We start from the raw sequence: 22,813 nt of genomic DNA, 5'->3' as shown, positions 1-22,813 counted from the left end.
TAAATAAAAGACCGCGCGAAAGCGCGGTTTTTTAATTTTGGTTATTAAACTTTTGCAGAATTATTCCATTACTTATTGCTGAGGATATGAATTGAAATTCAGGGGAATTCTGCTTTGCTTCATGAATTTTTTGTTTAGAACTAAATAAATTAAAAAATGTTTTTCCAAAATTATATGTTCCTGAAAGATTAAATCCACCAAGAACTAAATCACCTGCAGCTAAACCAACTTCTAAAAGTTCTGACTTATTATGCCGAATATCACTAATTAAAGATTTCATAGAGTAATATCTAAACCTACATGAAAAAGCGTGCTCATAATCTCGAATCGCTCTTTCAAACTCTTCCAGCTCATAACATTTTGCTAAATCTCTACGTGCTAAATTCTCATGAGAACTAATCTTTTCAAATAATTTATATTTAGCAAAATGTAATCTATCTAATTCATCCAAATAATCTTCTCTAAATTTTCTTAATGTATCAATCGGAACATACGTACTTGGATAAGGTAAACATTTTGAAATTTCAACTCGAATAGAATCCTGTTCAATTAAACTTTCAGATTCAATACTATTAAATCCCTCAGCAACATTATTATAAATTATCCAATCTGCATCTTTATTTTGTCTTCTTACACTTTGACATGCTAATAATGATTCTAATGCCATTCTTTGCATTTCTGATGAATGCATTGACTGTGGGGGTGCATTAGAATAAAACTCAATGACACCATTACTTCTAAATTCTTCAATTACATCATTAGTAAAATGAAACATTGGAATTTGTGTGACTATTATATTATCCCAATAAAGCCCATAAAACATTAAATCTGCATGTGTTAAATCTTTAGCAACAAGTCCATTTTCATTCGAAACACCACCCATTCCTGAAATTATTAAACCTTTAGTAATTCTTTTCTTTTTAAATTGAATTATGTCACCCATTATAAAACTCAAAAAATTATTAATATTTTCAATATTTAATCACATAAATAAAATTATATAACTCAATATTTTATAAAAAAAGCCCAATTTTCATTGGGCTTTTTTTATTTAGAAATTATTCATTAATCTTCGAATGAACTTTCTAACTCTTCAAGTTCCATCATCAGTTCAAGCATTTTTTCTTCTGCTTGTGCTAATTTTCCTTTTAGTTCCGTTTGTTCATTCATCAATTTTAAAAGATCATCTTTCCGAGACGCATCATAAAGTGATGCATCCCCTAAAGCATCCTCAATTTGACCTAAACGTGGTTGGATTTTCGCAATCTCAGCTTCCAATTTTTCAATATTTTTACGAATTGGGCGGCTCATTTCACGGCGACGCGCAGCTTCTTTACGCTGTGCTTCTTTATCTACTTTAGAAACTACAGGCTTATCGATCACTTGAGATTTTACTGGCTCAGGTGCTTGCTGCCCTTGCTTCATCAACTCTGCACGTGCTTGACGTAACCAGTCTGCGTAAGCGACCAGATCACCTTCAAACTCACGACATTTACCGTTATGCACTAGGAGTAATTCATCACAGACACTTGCAATTAATTGGCGTTCATGTGAGACCAACACCACTGCCCCCTCAAAGTCTTGTAGTGCCATAGTTAATGCATGACGCATATCCAAGTCTAAATGGTTGGTCGGTTCATCTAAAATTAAAACATTTGGACGCTGCCAGACAATCAAAGCCAATGCTAAACGTGCACGCTCACCCCCAGAGAAGCTTTCACACGGCGTATCCATACGCTCACCAGAGAAACCAAAACTCCCTAAGAAGGCACGTAAAGTCGCTTCACTAATCTTTTTATCTGCAATACGAGATAACTGCAACATTGGACTCGCATTACCATCTAACGCATCCATTTGATGTTGGGCGAAATAACCAATATTAAGTAATTCGGATGCTTTGCGTTGACCTTGAATTAAAGGTAAATCACCCACCAATGATTTAATTAATGTGGACTTACCTGCACCATTCATTCCCAGTAAACCGATACGGCTGGTTGGCGTGATTTGTAGTTTCACATTGGTCACAATCAGTTTTTTACCATAACCAATATCAGCACTATCCAGTTGTAACAACGGAGAACTCATTTTGGTCGGTTCACGGAAGCTAAAGGTAAAAGGCGTATCGACATGCGCAGCAGAAAGCTCTTGCATTCGTTCGAGCTGTTTAATACGGCTTTGTGCCTGTTTTGCTTTGGTTGCCTTAGCTTTAAAACGATCGATATATTTTTGCAGATGTGCACGTAGCTCAAGCTGTTTCTCATAGGCTTGTTGTTGTTGAGCTAAACGTTCACTTCGAGTACGTTCAAAGGTTGAATAGTTGCCGGTATAAAGCGTTAGTTCTTGGTTTTCGATATGTAAAATATGGTCGGTAATGGCATCCAAGAAATCACGGTCATGCGAAATCAGTACCAATGTGCCTTCATATGCTTTTAACCAGTCTTCTAACCATAAAATAGCGTCTAAATCTAAATGATTCGTCGGTTCATCAAGTAAGAGTAAATCTGAACGACTCATCAAAGTACGCGCAAGATTTAAACGCATACGCCATCCACCAGAGAAACTTTTTACACTAAGTTCTGACTGATGTTCAAAGAAGCCTAGGCCAGCCATCAGTTGTGATGCTTTAGACGGCGCTGAATAGCCACTAATTTCATCAAAACGACCATATAAATTTGCCAAATCTTGATCAGACAATCCGTCAGGATGCTCAAGTTTGTGTTGGATATCCCAATACTCTTCATCACCGGATAGAACGAAATCAATCGCTTTCATATCCAGCGCTTTAATCTCTTGCGCCATATGTGCCACTGTCCAAACCGATGGTCGTGTCAATGAGCCACCATCTGATTCCATGCCCCCAAGTAATGCTGAAAACAACGTCGATTTTCCTGCACCATTGACACCTGTTAAACCAATCTTCCAACCAGGGTGAAGTTGCATAGACGCTTTTTCAAATAAAATGCGACCGCCGCGGCGAATGGTAAGTTGGTCTAACTGAATCATAGATATTCAAACAAATAAGTATTGGATGGCACATTTTAATGGATTTCAACCAGAACAACCAAAAATTAATCCATCTTTCATCTTCATTTCATTCTTGACATAAAAAAGCCATCACTTGGGATGGCTTTTTAATCATGCAAAACTTAATGATTTAGTCAGTAAAAGTTACTTTAGCAATGGCCTTTTTACCTGCTTGAACAATCACTGTTTTGTTTTCGTTAATTGAGAATGATGCATCCACCACTTCCCAATCAACTTTTACGGCTCCACGTGAAACAGCATCTTTTGCTTGCGCTGCATTTTTGGTTAAACCTGCTGCACGAACAATAGAAGCAATAAACATTTCACCACCGAATTCACCACGTGAAATCGTCACTTCTGGCGTTCCTTCAGGAAGCTCACCCTCTGTGATGATATTCCCTGCACCTTTATGTGCATTCGCAGCAGCTTCGCTTCCATGGAAACGCTCCACTAACTCGAGCGCTAAGATACGTTTAATTTCTTGAGGGTTACGACCTTCAGCCATTTCTTTCAATAAGCCTTCGATCTCTTCCATTGACTTGAAGCTCAGCAGTTCGAAATATCGCTCAATTAAGCTGTCTGGCATCGAAAGTACTTTTTGGTACATCACACCAGGTGCATCAAATACACCAATGTAGTTACCTAAAGATTTAGACATTTTGTTGACGCCATCTAAACCTTCAAGAATTGGTACAGTGATACACACTTGTGGCTCTTGATTATAACGACCTTGTAAAGTACGCCCCATCAGCAAGTTAAAGGTTTGATCTGTACCACCTAACTCAACATCTGCCTCAAGCGCGATAGAGTCATAGCCTTGCACCAATGGATACAAAAACTCGTGAATCGCAATCGGCTGTTGGTTGTTATAGCGTTTAGTAAAGTCATCACGTTCAAGCATACGTGCAACCGTTTGCTGTGAAGCCAATTGGATCAGATCAGCAGCAGTTTTTTGAGCAAACCATTCTGAGTTAAACACCACCTTAGTTTTATTTGGATCAAGAATTTTGAACACTTGTTCCTGATAGGTTTTCGCGTTTTCTAAGACTTGCTCACGTGACAATGGTGGACGAGTTGCACTTTTACCTGTTGGGTCACCAATCATCGCAGTGTAATCACCAATCAAGAAGAATACTTCATGACCTAAGTCTTGGAACACTTTAAGCTTGTTAATTAATACCGTATGACCTAAGTGTAAGTCTGGTGCTGTAGGATCAAAACCCGCCTTAATTTTCAAAGGACGATTCAATTTTAATTTCTTCAGAAGATCTTCTTCTGAAATAATTTCATGTGTGCCTCGTTGAATGAGGGCAAGTTGTTCTTCAGCAGGCAGGAAATTTGACATCACAAAACCCAAATACATCTGTTGTTCAATTTGTGCGATATACTAACACTTTTTCAGCACAATGCAGGCTTAAGAATAATCATGACCACAATCTACATTGGTGTAATGACTGGCACGAGTATGGACGGCGTCGATTTTGTAGCCGCTTCTTTTGATCCATTACAGATCCATGCAACGCTGACATTAGCCTTTGATCCAGATTTACGTGATGAACTGATGGCACTTACTTTGCCAGACGATAATGAAATTGACCGCATGGGTAAAGCTGATGTCGCTTTAGCACAGATGATCGGTCATGGAATCAATCAACTTATACAAGAAAATAATCTCGATAGAACTCAAATAAAAGCCATTGGATCTCATGGTCAAACGATTCGTCATCGTCCCGAACATGGATTTACCCTTCAAATTGGTGATCCCAACATTATTACTGAAATCACTCAAATTCCTGTGGTATCAGATTTTAGACGCCGTGATATGGCTGCTGGTGGTCAAGGTGCACCTCTAGTGCCAGCATTCCATCAAGCCTTATTTCAGCATCCGACGATACACCGTGTGATCTTAAATCTCGGTGGAATTGCCAATGTCAGTATGTTACCTGCGGGTGATCCTAAAGGCGTATATGGCTTCGATACTGGACCAGCCAATATTTTGATGGATGCTTGGTGTGAACGTTACACAGGTCAGCCTTATGATGAAAATGGCAATTGGGCTGCTTATGGTACGCCTATTCGCGCTTTGCTTGATCGTTTGCAATCACATGACTTTTTCTCGAAAGAGCCGCCAAAAAGTACCGGTCGTGAAGACTTTAACTTGGAATGGTTAGATGAACAAATTGCCGATTGGCGTAGCGATGTTGAATACGATGAACTTGAAGATACGCCTGAAAATGTTCAAGCAACGCTGATGAAACTCACGACACGTGCCATTAAAAAAGCCATTTATCGTTCCCCTATGGACACAGGTGAAGTTTATGTCTGTGGAGGTGGTGCATACAACTCACAATTATTAGAACAATTACGTTGGCGTTTACGTAAACATGAGTGGAGTGTTCAAACCACAGCAGATTTGGGATTAGCACCGACTTGGGTGGAGGCGACCGCTTTTGCGTGGTTGGCTATGCGATTTGTAAACCAACTTGCTGGTAATTTACCTGAAGTGACAGGAGCTCAAGGAGATCGAGTTTTAGGAACGATCACTGCGGTTTAAATGAAGAATCGGTGTATCCACTATCCTGAGTTGATACATCGATTAACTTAAACAGGTGCAAAATTCAATTTTGAAAGTGCCGAGTTAACAGCAAAGATCCGATATCTACATTCAGTAAAGCCATTTTCCCTTAAACGCTGAAGATGCATATTTAGATAGTCCTCTGCATCTGCTTGGCTTTCAAATAAGTAAATTCCACCTGCTTCTTTGGATACTTCATTTTCAGTCCAAATTTTCCAAATCAAGCCTTTCTCATTTGCTATTGAATCCGCGAGTGTTTTGAAACTTTCAAACATTTCATGACCCCAAGGTCCATCATAGGGAAAATCAATTTGTAGAATAATCGCCATTCAACTTTTCCTTATATACGCGCATCTTTGATTAAGTCATCAATAGCTTGTGTTAATTTTTCCAATGCCACATGACCAGAGCCTATGATTTTGACATTGTCTCCATGACGTATCGCAAAACTTGGGAACCCTTTTATGCCCCAACTTCGATTAAGCTTGAACTCTTCATAGGTCGCTGCTTGGGTCTCAGGTAATTCAAACAACGTTGAGAATACGTCAAAATCCAGCTCAAACGTTTCACATATACTTCGATAATATTCAAGCTCGTTCGGATCTTCACCATCCACATAAAATTTATATTGGATTGCTGAAAAAAATGCCAAAAGTTTTTCATCATGATGATCATGGTCTTGCCAAAGTTGTCGAGCAACGTAAACAGCACGTGCTGAAGGCTCGGTATCATAGTTAAAATGTGCTCTTTCTAACAATTTTTCAGTGAAAGGTTGTTTAGTCAGTCTCTGAATATTTTTCCATTCGGTGCGTAAAAAATTCTTGAAAGTATCGGTCCAAGCATCACCTCCACCAGGTCTTAAACCACCGCTAATCACTTGAAAGCCAACACCATGCTGAATTGCATATTCACTCGCTTGTTTAATGATATTTGAACTTCCCCAACACCATGAGCACATTGGGTCACCCACATAAATCAGGCTGAGGTCAGATGCTACATTGACCACTGCATTTTGGCCTTTTTCCAATTCGGCTACTGAACAAGTACCAGTTTCTAAATCACAATTCATTGTCATTGCTATGTCCTCAATTTGCTAAATCAGATCATTTGCTACATCGGATCAATTGACTTAACTTAGCGGTTATATAATGATGTGAATAGACAATAAAAATGAAAGGTGGTGTTCGATTTTATGAACAGCTTACCCTACTCAATCGATGACCTATATTGGTTCGTACTGATTGCAGATGCTGGAAGTTTATCCGCGGCAGCAAGACGTTATGATATTGCTAAATCCACGTTATCCAATCGACTTTCAAGACTTGAAGAATCCTTAAATATTAGATTATTAAATCGAAATACCAATTCAAGCTCACTAACTGATGCTGGGAAGATTTTCTTAAAAGAAATCTCCCCCCTATTTCATCAAATTGAATCGCTGACGAACGATCTCACACAATTAGAAATACAACCCAAAGGTCGAATTCGAATAGCTGCTTCGGGAACTTTTGGAAAATTGGTGGTATTGCCTTTAATCTCTCAATTTTTAATTGAATACCCACACATTGATATTGAAATTGATTTGAATGACAGCAAAGTTGATTTAATTTCTGGAGGATATGACTTAGCCATCAGACTTGGTGATTTAGCAGACTCTACACTCCATGCTCAAAAGGTTGGACAAGTTCGAAGAATTTTATGTGCCAGTCCGACCTATCAAATGCATTGTGGCATTCCTGAACACCCAGAGCAACTGTGTGATCATCATTTTATCTCGCATAACCGCGAGCTGTCCAAAATCACACTTTTCAAAAACGGTACGATAAAAAAATTTAAAATTTATACACATCTGATGGTGACACCATCCGAACATGGACTTGCTGCTGTAGAAGCACATTTAGGTATTGCCGCCGTTGCAGAAATCCAAGTGGCCCATCAATTAGTCAACTCAACGTTAATTCATATTTTACCTGAATGGTCTCTAATCCCTGAAGATGTCCACTTGGTTACTCCGAGCTTAAGCTATCGGACCTTAGCTTTGAGACTTTGCTTAACGTTCTTACAAAAACAAATCCCAATACAAATACACCGTTTAATCAACCCATAATATTGTCAGACAATGAACGACCTTCTTTCACCTAGAACTGACCCGTTCAGCCCTAGTTCTATCATCCAAATTTGATAAAGATATGTAAAGGAAAGAGGATATAGATCATGGAAAAACAACAACGAATCACTGAGTTTCAAAAAGGTAATCTTATTTTTGATGTAATAGATAGCGGTCCAATCGATGGCAGTCCAATTGTGCTATTACATGGTTTTCCTGAAACATCAAAAATTTGGCAGCATAGTGCCGAAATACTAAACCAACATGGTTTTCGCACCTATGCGTTAAACCAACGTGGATATAGCTTAAGGGCTCAACCGAAAAAACGCGCAGATTATGCCATTCAACATTTAGCAGATGATGTAAATGTTCTACTCGACTTAATTGGAGAGCCTTCATATATCGTAGGACACGACTGGGGCGCAGTCGTTGCTTGGGAAGTTGCTCTACGTTATCCTAATAAAATTAAACATTTGACCGCGATCTCCGTCCCTCACAAAGCAGCATTTATGCGGGCTTTTTACAGCAGTACACAACTTTTTAAATCCTATTATATGGGACTATTTCAGCTTCCATGGATACCTGAGTTGCTCTTTAATAAAACACCTCAAATTGGCGAGGCTTTATTAAAAAATTCTGGAATGACAGTTGAACAATTAAATGACTTTAAACAAGAAATGATTATAGAAAAACGGCTCAGCCCATCACTCAATTGGTATCGAGGTTTACCTTTTAGCTCTAATAAAACGCTATTCAATAAAGTCAAAGTTCCCACTTTATTTATTTGGGGCAAAGATGACGTTGCAATTGATGCTAAAGGGGTTCAGTTCAATCAAAATTATGTTGAAGGTCCATATACGGAAATTCATTTAGAGGCGAATCATTGGATTCCAGTTCAAAATTATCATGAGCTGACTGATTTAATTCTGAAAGAACAGCAAAAATTATCATAAAAAAAGCCCGCTTAGCGGGCTTTTTTTGCTGCATATTAAATTGAGAATGAAGATCCACAACCACATGTCGTTGTCGCATTAGGATTTTGCACGATAAAGCGAGATCCTTCCAAACCTTCGACATAATCAACAACTGAACCAACGAGATATTGATAACTCAGTGAGTCAACAAGCATCTTCACATCACCATTCACAAATTCAGCATCGTCTTCATTTTGAGATTCAGCAAAATTGAATCCGTAAGAAAAACCAGAGCAACCACCACCTGTCACATATACACGTAACATCAAATCTTGATTTCCTTCGCTCTCACGAAGTTGACGAACTTTATTCGCAGCATTGTCAGTCAGCTCAAGTGCTTGGGCAGTCATGATGGATTCCTCAAAAAATTAAATAGGCTTTGAAATTAAAAGACCATATATCAAGTATAACATACTCAATATATGGTCATAACTCGAACTTTAAAGTTTATTCAAAGTAAATTTATCGGATTTAAATGTAACGTCCTATGAACTTATTTGTAGTTCTCATCCTGCAAGCTACATTCAAAGTTTGTCGGTTCATTCTTACAACGGAACTGCCAAAGTAGTTTCATCATTTGTTTGTTGTAAACACCTTGTTTAGTAAGTGCAATACGAGATTCACGCATCAATTTTTGGTAACCAGGTTTATCTCCAGCTGGAACATTCATCCAATATTTAGCCGGAATATCCGCTTTCATTTTGCCTAAAATTTGATTCGCACGTGGTAACTGTGTTTTCACCCAATCACGCGATTTCTGTCCGAAACCTTCAGGGAATTTATCATGACGAATGATGATATTACCGGTCACTTGAAGAATTGGATAATTCACAATTGCACCTTTCGTTCCTAGCCCTTTATGAAGTTCTAAAGGACGGAATACCGCTGCTGGTGCACCAATAATATCAACTTGGCCATTATTGAATTTACTACCAAAATTAGTGACATCAGAACTCACTGCTTGCGCACCAATTTGCTGTACCATAATTTTTTGTGCCTGATCATAATCAAGTACGGCGATCTTTTTACCCGCAGCTTTAGCAACCGTATTAATACTACGATCACGCACCATTAAATAAGCATCGCCAACAGGAATCACACCTGCAACTTCATAGTTGCCATTTTTCATATGTTTTGCAAAGGTTGGACTTGCTAAACCTTGCATGACTTTAACAGCTAAATTGAGATTAGTAATCGCACCAATGGCATCTAAAGAGCCAGTGAAATTATTAAACTGACGACCGCGCATCCCTGTGATACTTACACCGTCACATTTACCTGCTTTGAAATCTTCAGCAATTACGCCTTCATTTTGTCCGACTTTAAGCTCAATATCAGCTCCCCACTGCTTAGCAGCAAGTTGATAATCTTTCATTAACGCATAGACATCGCCGTTTTTCCCGACGAGATCAAACACGCAGACGACTTGCTTTGCTTGTGAAGCCGTTGCAGCAGTCATTAAACCTGCTGATAGCAATAATGTTTTGGTTAAATTCATTTTATTGTTTCCTATTCCTTCTTTCTTATATTCTCGAATATCCCATATCAAACACCTTAAACTTCAGTGTCAGTGTGTTGAACTAAAATGAGATTACACGATCCAATTGTGTAGATACTGATCCTGAGATGCTGTATGTATATGGTTTTTAGATACAGATCATTTAAATAGTACTTATTGTGATTAAAGCATACTTTTTTCTTATAAATGTGCATTGGCAAAAATGACATAAAATGAATAAAAAAATCCTAGACCAGGTCTAGGATTTTTTCTTTAGAAATCAGAATTATTCACCACCAAGTGAACATTCGAAGTTGGATTTATCGACAGAGCAACGTGCTTTCTTAAGAACAGACATCATCTCTTTGTCATAAATACCTTGTTTAGTGAGATCCATACGACCATCACGAAGTAGTTTTTGATATTTCAGCTTTTCTTCAGCTGAGAATTGCATTTTGTACTTAGCAGGAATTTCACTCTCTAAACGCTTGATCATTGCGTAGCTTTTCGGCAAGTTTTTAACAAACCAATCACGTGATTTTTGACCAAACCCTTCAGGGAATTTTTCAGGCTTCATCACAAAGTTTGCTGTAATGTGTACTACAGGGAAATCAAACATTGCCCCTGTATTGCCTAAACCTTTATAAATTTCAAGAGGCTTATAGGCATATGCTGGTGCACCCACCATATCCACTTGACCATTATTGAACTTCGCAACAAAGTTCGAAACATCAGATCCGACTGCTTGAGCACCGACACGTTGCACCATAATTTTTTGTGCTGGGTCATAGCTTAATACTGCGAATTTCTTACCAGCGGCTTTTTCAATAGAATCAATTTTTTTATCACGCACGAAAATATATGCCGCGCCTAGTGGTGCAATACCAGCAACTTCATATTTTTTCCCACCGAGATTTGTGACCATCTTTGCAGCATTACGTTTGTCTAAAGCAAAAGTAATCGCACGTTGTGCAATTGCATTTGATGGTGCGCCACCTAAAGAGTCAATCGAACCCACAAACTTGTTATATTGACGAGAACGCATCGCTGTTAAGAAAACAGCATCACACTTACCTGCTTTAAAATCATTATCGGCTACAGCCTCATCTTGACGTGGAATCAGATTGATATCTGCCCCCCAACCCTTTGCTGCCAATGCCCATTCCTGAGCCATTTGGAACGATTCACCAGACTTACCGAGTAAATCAAATACACACACATCAACCTTTGCTTGAGCAGTTGAAACCATACCCATGGTTGAAGCCGCCAATAAAGCCAGAGTTGTTTTTTTCATTCTTAGTTCCTTTTAAGCATTTAAATGGATTCTTTTCCATGACAAAAATTTTAATCACTCTCTATTTAAAAAAATAGAGCTATTGCTCTATTTTTTATTATTCAATTATAAGTTGTTGAATTTTATAATTTTAATTATTTATTAATTTCGTAAACGCTTATTTAATTATCTTTATATTTCATATAATAAATAAAATATGTGACTTCAAGCACATCATTTTATTGAAATTAATTCCAAAAAAATGACTTAAGATTTTAGATTGATACAAAAAAAGCACTCCTAAGAGTGCTTTTTTTAACTTATAGCATTAAGCATCAATATCTGCATTCAATGCATTCTCTTCAATAAATGCACGACGTGGTTCAACATCATCACCCATGAGACAAGAGAACATGCGATCTGCTTCAATTGCATCATCAATCGTCACTTGAAGCATATTACGATTTTCAGGATCCATCGTGGTCTCCCAAAGCTGCTCTGCATTCATCTCGCCCAAGCCTTTATAGCGTTGGATCATCATGCCACGGCGTGAATCTGCCAATACTTGTTGCCATACTTGATGGAAGTTAGCAACATTGACTTTACGCTCACCTTTTTGCAAATAAGCCCCGTCTTCAAGTAACGTAAACCAACTCTTTGAGTTTTGAAGTAAACGTTTATATTCACCTGAACCCAATAAACCAGCATCTAATAAATAGTGATGAGGAAGGTTGTGTACATACACTGTTAAACGTGGCCAATAATGTGTTTCACGTGAACCATCTGCGAGTTCTTTTTCGAATGCTTCGAGCGTGAATTCAGGTCTTAAGCTTGGCTGTTGTGTTTCAATTGCTTGACGCAATTGCTCAGCCCAAGACGTCACATAAGCTTCATCTTGATTTTGATCTAATTTAAATGCATCTAAACCAAGTAAAGCATCTAACAAAGTTGCAGGATAACGAATCGTTAATCGCTGTAAGCTTTTTTGTGATGTCTGATAATCAGCAATGACTTTTGCAAGCGCTTCACCACGAATCGCAGGTGCGTCAGCACTGATATGTAATGCCAACTCATCAATTGCATTCGAAATTAAATATGTTTCAAGCGCATCATTATCTTTAATATACTGCTCTTGCTTACCTTTCTTTAATTTATAAAGTGGTGGCTGAGCAATATAAATATGACCACGTTCCACTAATTCCGGCATTTGACGGAAGAAGAACGTTAATAACAGCGTACGAATATGTGAACCATCCACGTCCGCATCGGTCATAATAATAATTTTGTGGTAACGTAATTTGTCTGGATTATATTCTTCACGACCGATACCACAACCTAATGCTGTAATCAGTGTTCCGACTTCAGCAGAAGAAATCATCTTGTCAAAACGAGCACGTTCCACGTTTAAGATTTTACCTTTGAGCGGTAAAATCGCTTGCATTTTACGGTTACGACCTTGTTTCGCTGAACCACCTGCTGAATCACCCTCGACAAGATATAGTTCAGATAAAGCTGGATCTTTTTCTTGGCAGTCCGCCAATTTACCTGGAAGACCTGCTATATCAAGCGCACTCTTACGGCGAGTCATTTCACGTGCTTTACGCGCCGCATCGCGTGCACGTGCGGCATCAATAATTTTACCCGCAATTGATTTAGCTGCAGCTGGATTTTCAAGAAGATACTCTGAAAAAGCTTTATTCATTGCTTGTTCAACAGCAGGTTTTACTTCACTCGATACCAATTTTTCTTTGGTTTGAGAAGAGAATTTTGGATCAGGAACTTTCACTGAAACAATTGCTGTTAAACCTTCACGTGCATCATCACCAGAAACTGCAACCTTCTCTTTTTTGAGTAAGTTTTCGTTTTCCATGTAGTTATTAAGGCCACGAGTTAAAGCAGCTCGGAAACCAGCTAAGTGAGTACCACCATCTTTTTGAGGAATGTTATTGGTAAAGCAACGTACGTTTTCTTGGTACGTATCATTCCATTGCAATGCAACTTCAACACCAATGCCATTATCAGCTTGCGTGGTAAAGTGAAAAATATCGTTAAGATGCGTTTTTCCTTCGTTAATGTATTTAACGAATTCTGATAAACCACCCTCATAATCAAATACATGTTCTAAACCAACACGTTCGTCACGTAGAACAATTCGGACGCCCGCATTTAAAAATGACAGTTCACGTAAACGACGAGCTAAAATATCGACATTGAAAATGGTCTGACTGAATGTTTCAGCACTTGGATAAAAACGTACACGAGTACCTGAACGATCTGTATCGCCCACCACCTTTAAAGGGTATTGAGGGTCACCATGGCGGTATTCTTGTTCATGAATTTTACCAGCACGATGAATTGTGAGTTCCAGTTTACTAGACAAAGCGTTTACAACTGAAACACCTACACCGTGTAAGCCACCAGAAACCTTATAGCTGTTGTCATCAAACTTACCACCCGCATGAAGAATCGTTAAGATGACTTCAGCAGCAGATACACCTTCTTCAGGGTGAATATCTGTGGGAATACCACGACCGTTATCTGCGACAGAAACAGATTCGTCTTCGTGAATGGTAACCAGAATTTCATCACAGTGACCAGCAAGGGCTTCATCAATCGAGTTGTCCACCACTTCAAACACCATATGGTGTAAACCAGTACCATCATCCGTATCACCAATATACATGCCTGGACGCTTACGTACTGCGTCTAAACCACGTAATACCTTGATGCTAGAGGAATCATAAGCCTTTTCAATGGTTTGTTCTGTTTGAGAAGCAGCTTGATCTTCTGAACTCATGGTTACTCCCTAGTGAAAAAAAGGTCTATCCAAAGATGGAGAAAACTTCAAAAAATTATTGCACAACAACTTGAACAGAACCGTTTTCAACATTGAATAATTGATAGGAAATAGACAAATCATGTAAATGCTTTTGTACAGATTCATGGTCTAAAGTGGTAATGAAAACTTGACTACCAAGTTGGCTCAATCGCTCAATTAAACGTTGTTGTGCGGTTATATCTAATTCTGCTGTCACATCATCTAATAATACCACAGTTTCCTTATTAGACGCATGCAACATTGCGATCTGTGACAATTTTAAAGCCATGATTAATAATTTTTTTTGCCCCCGTGACAGTACGGCATCTGCATCTCCTGTTGGGGTTTTTAACTTTAAATCTGCCCGGTGTGGACCATATTCTGTATAGCGTCTTTCGCAGTCTTTTTGATGATACAAAATCAAGTCTTCAGCCAAGCCATGTTCCACATGAAAGCCTGCTGCATACTCCATATGGATCTCGATATCTGGTAATAGTGTTTTAAGATCTTGCTGAAAAAATATCTGCCACTGTTCAACAATGGACTGACGTTGTAAATGTAATATTTCACCGTACTCACTAAGCATTTTGTTCCATGCTTCTAAATCTTGCAGCGTCAGATTACGTTTTGATTTTAATAAGCTGTTTCGTTGTTTTAAAGCTCTAGAATAAAATTGCCATGCATAGTAAAAATCTGGTTCCACGTGAAACATTAACCAATCTAGCAATTGTCGTCTTGGTTTAGCTCCGTGATCAATAATATCTGTACTCAGAGGGTCAATAAGCTGTAATGGTAAAATTTTGGCTAGCTGTCCTTGCGTGGCAATACTATCCCCATTCACTTTAATATTTTGCTCACCTGTAATGAGCTTTTGCATACCAATCTTTTCAGTAGCAGACTGTGCAAATACAATCGCATCCTGCATTTGATTTTGAATGTAATGTTTAGGAATATGTGTACGAAAAGATCGACCAGTGGCTAATAAGTGAATTGCTTCTAATATAGACGTTTTTCCTGAACCATTTTGTCCATAAAAAACATTAAACGGTTGCAACTCTTGGAGTGCAACCGCTTTTAAATTTCTCACACGCTGGATATTTAAACGCGTAATGAACATGACCAGATTAAACTAAATCAAAAACAACATTAAACACGCATCGGCATGACGACATAGGTTTGATCTTGATGTGCTGGATCTTGAACCAATACAGATTGGTTTGCCTCAGTCATCGTCATTAATACATCATCACCATCCAGCACATTCAATACATCCAAAATGTATTGTGCGTTGAATGACATTTCCATAGGTGCATTATTGTATTGAATCGCAAGATCTTCAACTGCCTCATCTTGCTCTGGATTATTGGCACGAAGTTGTAGTGAATCTGGATTGAAGTTTAAAAATACTCCACGTAATTTTTCATTACTCAGGATAGCAACTCGCTGTAATGATTGTTTGAAAATATCATGTGCAATCGTAACTGTTTTATCACCGCCACGAGGAATAACACGTCGATAATCAGGGAATTTACCATCAATTAATTTTGTAGTAATACGAACAGTAATATCACCCTGCTCTTTATCACGGCTTGGAATTGTCAAAGTAACATTCAGGAGCTCACGACCAATTAACAGCGAGAGTTGATTATCTTCGATACTCAATAGACGCTGTAATTCACCGACCGCTTTACGAGGCACAATTGCTTGCACTAACTGCGAAGCATTTGAACTTGCCAATGTTTCACAAAGAGCAAGACGATGTCCATCTGTCGTCACTGCACGAAGCTGATTTTCATCAATTTCAAGTAAAGTACCTGTAAGATAAAAACGGACATCCTGAACAGCCATCGCAAAAGAGGTTTTTTCAAATAAACGTTTTAGTTCACGTTCAGTGACCTGAACTTGAGTCCCTTGACTATTTTCAGTCGTTAATAAAGGGTAATCCTCAGCAGATAATGTTCCTAATACAAAGCGGCTATTACCAGATTTCAAAATACAACGCTGGTCTTCTGTGATTTGTAAATCAATCAGTGCTGCTGTCGGTAAAGATTTACAGATATCCATCAATTTACGTGCGGGTACTGTGGTTTGACCTGCTTGTAAACATGCTCCCTCTAAAAGCGTTGTACTCGCAACAAGTTCAACTTCAAGATCGGAACCTGTAATCGTCAGTGCATCTTGAGTAACCTGAACTTTGACGTTTGAAAGAATATTTAACGTATGGCGACGTTCTACAGCACCTACAACATGAGACAAAACATTGAGTAAGCTTTCTTTCGCGATCTTCAAACGCACGATGGATTTCCTCTAAAAACAGTATATCGACGACAGACTAAAACACTTTTAATCATGTACTATGCGGCAGAATATGCCGCATTGCAAGAATAGAATTTAAACAGATTTAGCTTTGTAATAAGCGCATTAAATTTTTGTAATCTTCATTAAAGATAGGATCTTCAGCACACAAACTCTGCACTTTTTCACAGGCATGCATGACTGTACTGTGATCACGACCACCAAATGCCATGCCAATTTCAGGAAAACTGTCACCCGTTAATTCTCTCGCAAGCCCCATTGCTAATTGACGTGGTCGAGCATAAATACGAGTTCGTTTAGGTCCAACCAACTCTTTCAATGGGATACGAAAATATTCACTGACTACACGCTGAATATTTTCGGTGCTAATAGTACGAGCACGAATCGCAAGAACATCTTTCAGTGATTCTCGCACCACATCTAAGTCGATTGGTGTCCCTTTAAAACGAGAAATCGCGACGACTTTATTTAATGCACCCTCAAGTTCACGTACGTTTGCCACAACTTGCTGTGCAATAAAGAGCGCACAGTTACGAGGCAAATCGATACCATTACTTTCAGCTTTTTTAAGTAAAATCTCAATTCGAGTTTCAATATCAGGCGGTTCTACCCCTACCGATAATCCCCATGAAAAGCGAGATACCAAACGAGGATCTAACTCGGTCAACTCTTTAGGATAGCGATCTGAGGTTAAAATAATTTGTTTAGATTCATCTAATAAGGCATTAAACGTGTAAAAAAACTCAACCAAGCTGGCTTCTTTACCTGCAAGTAAATGAATATCATCAACTAAAAGTAAGTCTAATGAACGGCAATTCTTTTTAAATTCTTCGACTTTACCTTGTTGAAGTGAGCTCACAAAATCCTGAACAAAACTTTCAGCAGTCATGTACATCACACGAGCATTTGGTTTAGCTTGTAATAAAGCATTACCCACTGCTTGCATCAAATGTGTTTTACCTAAACCGGTCGGACCGTATAAAAATAACGGGTTATGTTGAGGTTCGCCTAACTGAGTTAACACTTTACGGCAGGTTTCTGCCGCCATCTGATTTGAACGCCCTTCGACGAACAATGCAAAATTAAACAGAGGATTTAATAATCGTTTTTTTGATGTTTTTGCATTTTGCTGCTCATTGCTTTCTTTTTTTGCTCTGACTACAGGTGCTGCTGCTGAAGACTCAAGCGCTGCAGTTGTTGTCGCTGGTTGCTCTGAAGCAGATAAAATCGCGCCTGGTCGTGAGTCGACTAAAATTTCAACTTTACAAACACGTCCTTCAGACATTTGTTCTGCAAGAATGCTAATTAATTCTAAATGATGTTCTTGAATATAGCGTGTCCAGTAAGGATTAGGTGCATAAAGCTTTAAAACACCATCTACCTCTTCGGCAACCAATGGACGTATCCACATTGCAAAGACATTATCTGAGAGCTCTTGTCGCAAGCGATTTAAGCAGTCTGTCCACAGCATGTGAAACCCCTCATTCCATTTAAATTTAAAAACAACCCCATGAGATTGGGGAGGCAATCATACCCAAGTTATCCACATATGTCATGAGTAATTTTGAACTTTAACCACAAATAATCAAATTTAAAAGTCTAAATTTAAATTTAAAACAGGGTGTGGATAAGGTTTTCCACAAACTGTGGATAAATAAAAACAATAACTTATCCACAATCTATAAAAAATATGGAAACATAGTTATCAACAACATAAGTATATATATTTTAAAAAAAATAATGCCTTATCCATAGAAAATTACAACCCTAATAATAATAAATTTAAATTTATAAATTTGAATTTATTTAATAAGATTCTGTTTTCTGTGGATAATCACTCCTTGTGTTTAAATTTAAATTCAAATTTAAAAATCAGCCATAATTGAATTTCATCTTGTGTATAAGTTTATGGATATTTCTGTGGTTAACTCAAATACTATAATAAAAACATATATTTATTTTGTGTATAAATAGATTATTTAACAAATTTGTATCTTTCTCAGAGTCAAGCAACTTTCATCAAAAGTGTTACACAATACTGTTTAATATTGACAGAACAAACAATGCACAATACAATCGCGAACCTTTATAGAACACCAACTTTGGAGTTTCGATATGAAACGTACTTTCCAACCATCTGAATTAAAGCGTAAACGCGTTCATGGTTTCCGTGCTCGTATGGCGACTAAAGCTGGCCGTCAAGTATTAGCTCGTCGTCGTGCAAAAGGTCGTCACAGCTTAACTGTTTAATACCAGTTTAGTTTATCGACGATTTGGGTGTTATGACACTTTATAGTTTCAGTCCAGAGGTGAGAATCCGCTGTGCTGCAGATTACAAAGGTGTATTTGATGGTGCGCTTTTTAAAGTGCATCAACCCCATTTCTTATTTTTAGCTACACCAACTAAACAGCCTAAAAGCCGTTTAGGTATTGTTGTTGCTAAAAAGAAAGTGCGCCGTGCACATGAAAGAAATCGAATAAAACGTATTGCTCGCGAAAGTTTTCGCTTAAATCAGCAAGATATAGATTTATTGGATATTGTGGTCATGCCTAAGGTAGGTATTGAGTCGATTCCGAATGCTGAATTGCATAAGCAATTACAATTTGCATGGCAGAAGCTACAGCGTCTTGTAAAAAAACATCATAAAATATCAGTTCCCTCTCCTCAAAGTTAGAGGTGGCCAATGGTCCGTATATTGCATTGGTTGATTCGTTTCTATCAAATTGCGATTAGTCCGCTCCTTGGACCTCGTTGCCGTTATTTCCCAACTTGTTCTCAATACTCGTTAGAAGCTATTCATATACATGGCCCGATTAAAGGTGTCTGGTATGCAACGCGACGGATTTGTCGTTGCCATCCGTGGGGTGGAAGTGGATATGATCCTGTTCCCAAAAAAGCAATTCGTTTTATTTCATTTCAGCAAATAGATTCTCAAATGACTCACGTTACTGTACCCTTGCGTGAGCGTTTATTGAACCAAAAATCACTCTAACCAATTGGGGTAATCGATATGCAACAATGGGCCAGGTTTGCAATTCTCGGGGCCATGTTTGTCACCGCATATTTGCTTATTCTTGCTTGGCAAAAAGACTATGGTCAAACTGAAACAACTGCTGCGACAGCACCTGCTGCCGTCGTTGCCCAAGATGTTTCTGCTGATCTGCCAACGAGCCAAACGACAGCGGGTTTAACTGATATTCCGCAAGCAAATATTGCAGCTGAACAACAAGACACAACTACACCTGCAACAGCAAATCAACAATTAGTTGCTGTTCAAACTGATTTATATCATCTTTGGATTAACCCTAAAGGTGGTGACATTGTCCGTGTTGAACTACTCAATCATGATAAAAGTAAAAATAGCGAACAACCGTTCGTTATGCTTGAAAATGATGAGAAACGTACTTATGTCGCTCAATCAGGTTTAATTGGTTTAAATGGACCTGACAGTAGCCGTAGTGGACGTCCAACATTTGAGTTTGAAAAGTCGACTTATACTTTAGCTGATGCTCAAGCAACCACCAATAAAGATGGTGAAGCTGAGAAAGTGTTAAAAGTACCAATGGTATTAAAAACGGCTGATGGTGTTGAAATCATCAAAACGTTCACTTTCCAAGAAGGTGCATATCCAGTTAACGTAAGTTATCAAGTGATTAACCGTAGTCAGCAAAACTGGCAAGGTCAAATGTTTGGTCAGATCAAACGTGACAACTCTGAAGATCCAGGTAAAACTGATCAAGGAATCTTTACACTGGGCACTTATTTAGGTGGTGCTTGGGGTACACCAGATGAACACTACAACAAATTAAAATTTGATAATTTTAATGAAGAAAAGTTAAGTGTTGAGGCTCAAGGTGGTTGGGTTGCAATGGTTCAGCATTACTTTGTAAGTGCTTGGGTACCTGGTAACTTCGGTAACCAGCCGTATTCTGCAAAAATGGAGTCACGTAAATCTGCTGATGGTATGAATATCATTGGCTTTACTTCGCCTACCATTAATGTGCCAGCTGGCAAAACAATGACTGTTGATGCAACATTCTACTCAGGTCCAAAAATTCAATCTGAATTAAAAGACTTGGCAACTGGTTTAAATCAAACGGTTGATTATGGTTGGTTATGGCCAATTGCGAAATTGCTATTCTTAGGTTTGCAATTCTTCCATGGCATTGTTGGAAACTGGGGTTGGTCAATTATTCTGTTGACAATTCTTGTGAAACTTATTCTTTGGCCTCTTTCATCTAAGAGCTATCGCTCTATGGCGAAAATGCGTGTGATTGCACCAGAAATGCAACGCATGAAAGAAGAGTTTGGTGAAGACCGTATGCGTTTCTCACAAGAAATGATGGCACTTTATAAGCGTGAACAAGTCAATCCATTATCTGGTTGTTTACCTTTACTTCTTCAAATGCCAATTTTCTTGGCTTTGTATTGGGTGCTCATGGAGTCTGTTGAGTTACGCCACGCTCCTTGGTTAGGTTGGATTCAAGATTTATCTGCAATGGACCCATGGTTTATCCTACCATTGTTGATGGGTGTGACGATGTATGTTCAACAAATGTTGAACCCACAGCCGACAGATCCAATGCAAGCAAAAGTCTTTAAGTTTATGCCGATTATTTTCACGGTGTTCTTATTGTTCTTCCCTGCTGGTCTTGTGCTTTACTGGATTGTCAACAACTTGATCACGATTCTTCAGCAAGGTCTGATCAATAAGAGTGTTGAGAAAGCTCGCTTAGCAAAAGAAGATACAGCATCTATGAACTAAGTTTTGTTAGTAGCTGAATCGATCCGCTTAAGGTGATATCCTTAGGCGGATTTTTTTTGCCTTGCTTTGAGATCATTTCAATGACGAACCTACAACATCAAACCACTATTGCTGCGATTGCAACACCGCCAGGTCGTGGAGGTGTAGGTGTAATTCGACTGTCTGGTCCTAAGGCATATGCCATAGCAGAGGCTTTAACTGGTAAGGCACTCGGTCCTGCTCGTTATGCTGCATTTCGTCAATTTCTTGATGCGAATGGGCAAGTCATGGATGAGGGTTTGGTCATTTGTTTTCCAAATCCGAATTCTTTTACGGGTGAAGATGTAGTTGAGTTGCAAGGTCATGGTGGACCAGTGATTCAAAATACATTATTGGGCCGACTGTTAGAGCTAGGCGCAATTGCAGCAAAAGCGGGTGAGTTTTCAATGCGCGCTTTTGAAAATGGAAAAATGGATTTAGTCCAAGCCGAAGCAATTGCTGATTTAATCGATGCTACTTCACAAGCAGCTGCTCGTTCTGCAGTACGATCATTACAAGGTGCATTTTCGTCCAAAGTAAATACGGTATTAGAAAAACTCATTCACTTACGATTGCATGTTGAGGCGGCGATTGATTTTCCGGAAGAGGAAATTGATTTTCTTGCAGATGGAAAAATTTTAGCGTTATTGGAAGATGTGCAAGCATCAGTGGGTGCAGTACAACAATCAGCACGCCAAGGTCAACTTCTGCGTGAAGGCTTACAAGTGGTGATTGCAGGGAAACCCAATGCAGGTAAATCTAGTTTATTAAATGCATTGGCTGGTGTTGAACGTGCGATTGTAACGGATATTGCAGGTACAACGCGTGATGTACTACACGAGAAAATAAGCCTAAATGGTTTGCCAATTACCCTGACGGATACCGCAGGTCTGCGTGAAACGGGAGATATTGTTGAGAAAGAAGGTATTCGTCGAGCGATTAAAGAAATAGAAAATGCTGATCTCCTACTCTTGGTTTACGATTTGAGTCAAGGTGAAGATCCGATGCATTTGGCAGATACCTACTTTGCTAATTATATCGATCCTAAACGCTTAATTTTAATCGCTAACAAATGTGATTTAGTAGATAGTGAAGCTAAAGTTGCTGATCTCCAAGGCTTTAGACACATTACGGTCTCAGCCAAGCAAGAAATGGGTGTTCAATCGCTTGTAGATGCGATTACAGCACATGCAGGCTTTCAGCCTGAAGAAGATACCTTTATTGCAAGAACACGCCACCTAGACGCAATGAAGCGCACTCAATCTTATCTTGCGGAAGCTCGTGAACAACTTGTTGTTTACCATGCAGGCGAGCTTGTCGCAGAATCGTTACGTCTCGCACAGAATGCATTAGGTGAAATTACTGGTGATTTTAGTGCGGATGATTTACTCGGAAAAATCTTTGGCTCTTTCTGTATCGGGAAGTAAACGAGTTTTTATCTGTG

19 protein-coding genes and 1 pseudogene are annotated in these 22,813 nt (G+C 38.7%); 8 read left to right on the top strand and 12 right to left on the bottom strand.

Going from position 1 to position 22,813, the window contains the following annotated elements; translation table 11 throughout:
• Window positions 1-31: 31 nt before the first annotated feature.
• The 3 genes from AC1M84_RS13380 to tyrS all read right to left on the bottom strand — a co-directional run bounded on the left by AC1M84_RS13380 (window position 32) and on the right by tyrS (window position 4,387).
• Entirely contained in the window at window positions 32-943 is a 912-nt protein-coding gene (locus tag AC1M84_RS13380; protein WP_481590919.1) for a DUF6236 family protein, read from the bottom strand.
• Window positions 944-1,065: 122 nt separating this feature from the next.
• Window positions 1,066-3,003 (bottom strand): ATP-binding cassette domain-containing protein, encoded by a 1,938-nt coding sequence (locus AC1M84_RS13375; protein WP_481595161.1) that lies wholly within the window; start codon window positions 3,001-3,003, stop codon window positions 1,066-1,068.
• Window positions 3,004-3,154: 151 nt separating this feature from the next.
• Complete coding sequence (tyrS, locus tag AC1M84_RS13370) at window positions 3,155-4,387, bottom strand: tyrosine--tRNA ligase (protein WP_481595160.1); 1,233 nt, start codon at window positions 4,385-4,387, stop codon at window positions 3,155-3,157.
• 63 nt (window positions 4,388-4,450) lie between these two features.
• Between tyrS and AC1M84_RS13365 the strand changes: the two genes are divergently transcribed.
• Entirely contained in the window at window positions 4,451-5,578 is a 1,128-nt protein-coding gene (locus tag AC1M84_RS13365; protein ID WP_035269457.1) for an anhydro-N-acetylmuramic acid kinase, read from the top strand.
• Between the two features lie 47 nt (window positions 5,579-5,625).
• Here AC1M84_RS13365 and AC1M84_RS13360 read toward each other — a convergent pair whose 3' ends face one another.
• Both AC1M84_RS13360 and AC1M84_RS13355 read right to left on the bottom strand, forming a co-directional pair.
• Window positions 5,626-5,928 carry a monooxygenase gene (locus AC1M84_RS13360; RefSeq protein ID WP_481595159.1) on the bottom strand — a complete coding sequence of 101 codons (303 nt, stop codon included), beginning with the start codon at window positions 5,926-5,928 and terminating at the stop codon, window positions 5,626-5,628.
• A gap of 11 nt (window positions 5,929-5,939) precedes the next feature.
• Window positions 5,940-6,674, bottom strand: coding sequence for a DsbA family protein (locus tag AC1M84_RS13355; RefSeq protein ID WP_481595158.1), 735 nt, complete (start codon window positions 6,672-6,674; stop codon window positions 5,940-5,942).
• Window positions 6,675-6,791: 117 nt separating this feature from the next.
• Here AC1M84_RS13355 and AC1M84_RS13350 point away from each other — a divergent pair, with 117 nt between their 5' ends.
• A complete protein-coding gene (locus tag AC1M84_RS13350) occupies window positions 6,792-7,706 on the top strand; it encodes a LysR family transcriptional regulator (RefSeq protein ID WP_481595157.1) in 915 nt (304 codons plus the stop codon).
• A gap of 107 nt (window positions 7,707-7,813) precedes the next feature.
• The gene (locus AC1M84_RS13345; protein ID WP_092768699.1) at window positions 7,814-8,659 is read left to right on the top strand and encodes an alpha/beta fold hydrolase; all 846 of its coding nucleotides are present in this window, start codon (window positions 7,814-7,816) and stop codon (window positions 8,657-8,659) included.
• Window positions 8,660-8,694: 35 nt separating this feature from the next.
• Here AC1M84_RS13345 and erpA read toward each other — a convergent pair whose 3' ends face one another.
• From erpA to dnaA, 7 genes are all read right to left on the bottom strand, one after another.
• On the bottom strand, window positions 8,695-9,030 hold the full coding sequence (gene erpA, locus AC1M84_RS13340) for an iron-sulfur cluster insertion protein ErpA (protein WP_035268624.1): 336 nt from the start codon (window positions 9,028-9,030) through the stop codon (window positions 8,695-8,697).
• Between the two features lie 143 nt (window positions 9,031-9,173).
• Window positions 9,174-10,178 (bottom strand): putative solute-binding protein, encoded by a 1,005-nt coding sequence (locus AC1M84_RS13335; protein ID WP_035268621.1) that lies wholly within the window; start codon window positions 10,176-10,178, stop codon window positions 9,174-9,176.
• Window positions 10,179-10,464: 286 nt separating this feature from the next.
• The gene (locus tag AC1M84_RS13330; protein WP_092768702.1) at window positions 10,465-11,472 is read right to left on the bottom strand and encodes a putative solute-binding protein; all 1,008 of its coding nucleotides are present in this window, start codon (window positions 11,470-11,472) and stop codon (window positions 10,465-10,467) included.
• 307 nt (window positions 11,473-11,779) lie between these two features.
• The gene (gyrB, locus tag AC1M84_RS13325) at window positions 11,780-14,248 is read right to left on the bottom strand and encodes a DNA topoisomerase (ATP-hydrolyzing) subunit B (protein ID WP_035268615.1); all 2,469 of its coding nucleotides are present in this window, start codon (window positions 14,246-14,248) and stop codon (window positions 11,780-11,782) included.
• A gap of 55 nt (window positions 14,249-14,303) precedes the next feature.
• A complete protein-coding gene (gene recF / locus AC1M84_RS13320) occupies window positions 14,304-15,386 on the bottom strand; it encodes a DNA replication/repair protein RecF (RefSeq protein WP_481589591.1) in 1,083 nt (360 codons plus the stop codon).
• 29 nt (window positions 15,387-15,415) lie between these two features.
• The gene (gene dnaN, locus AC1M84_RS13315; protein ID WP_180028822.1) at window positions 15,416-16,564 is read right to left on the bottom strand and encodes a DNA polymerase III subunit beta; all 1,149 of its coding nucleotides are present in this window, start codon (window positions 16,562-16,564) and stop codon (window positions 15,416-15,418) included.
• Between the two features lie 106 nt (window positions 16,565-16,670).
• Window positions 16,671-18,056 (bottom strand): chromosomal replication initiator protein DnaA, encoded by a 1,386-nt coding sequence (gene dnaA / locus AC1M84_RS13310; RefSeq protein ID WP_092768712.1) that lies wholly within the window; start codon window positions 18,054-18,056, stop codon window positions 16,671-16,673.
• A gap of 644 nt (window positions 18,057-18,700) precedes the next feature.
• Here dnaA and rpmH point away from each other — a divergent pair.
• The 5 genes and pseudogenes from rpmH (at window position 18,701) to mnmE (ending at window position 22,796) form a co-directional block, all read left to right on the top strand.
• Entirely contained in the window at window positions 18,701-18,835 is a 135-nt protein-coding gene (gene rpmH / locus AC1M84_RS13305; protein ID WP_000831329.1) for a 50S ribosomal protein L34, read from the top strand.
• 32 nt (window positions 18,836-18,867) lie between these two features.
• Entirely contained in the window at window positions 18,868-19,260 is a 393-nt protein-coding gene (gene rnpA, locus AC1M84_RS13300) for a ribonuclease P protein component (RefSeq protein WP_035268604.1), read from the top strand.
• A gap of 9 nt (window positions 19,261-19,269) precedes the next feature.
• A pseudogene (gene yidD, locus AC1M84_RS13295) lies at window positions 19,270-19,591 on the top strand (membrane protein insertion efficiency factor YidD).
• A gap of 5 nt (window positions 19,592-19,596) precedes the next feature.
• The gene (gene yidC / locus AC1M84_RS13290; RefSeq protein ID WP_481595156.1) at window positions 19,597-21,351 is read left to right on the top strand and encodes a membrane protein insertase YidC; all 1,755 of its coding nucleotides are present in this window, start codon (window positions 19,597-19,599) and stop codon (window positions 21,349-21,351) included.
• A gap of 80 nt (window positions 21,352-21,431) precedes the next feature.
• Window positions 21,432-22,796, top strand: a complete 1,365-nt coding sequence (gene mnmE, locus AC1M84_RS13285; protein ID WP_092768715.1) for a tRNA uridine-5-carboxymethylaminomethyl(34) synthesis GTPase MnmE — start codon at window positions 21,432-21,434, stop codon at window positions 22,794-22,796.
• Window positions 22,797-22,813 lie beyond the last annotated feature (17 nt).

This window comes from Acinetobacter sp. 24-47-66, assembly GCF_056779755.1.
This window is presented reverse-complemented; position numbering and strand designations above follow the sequence as displayed.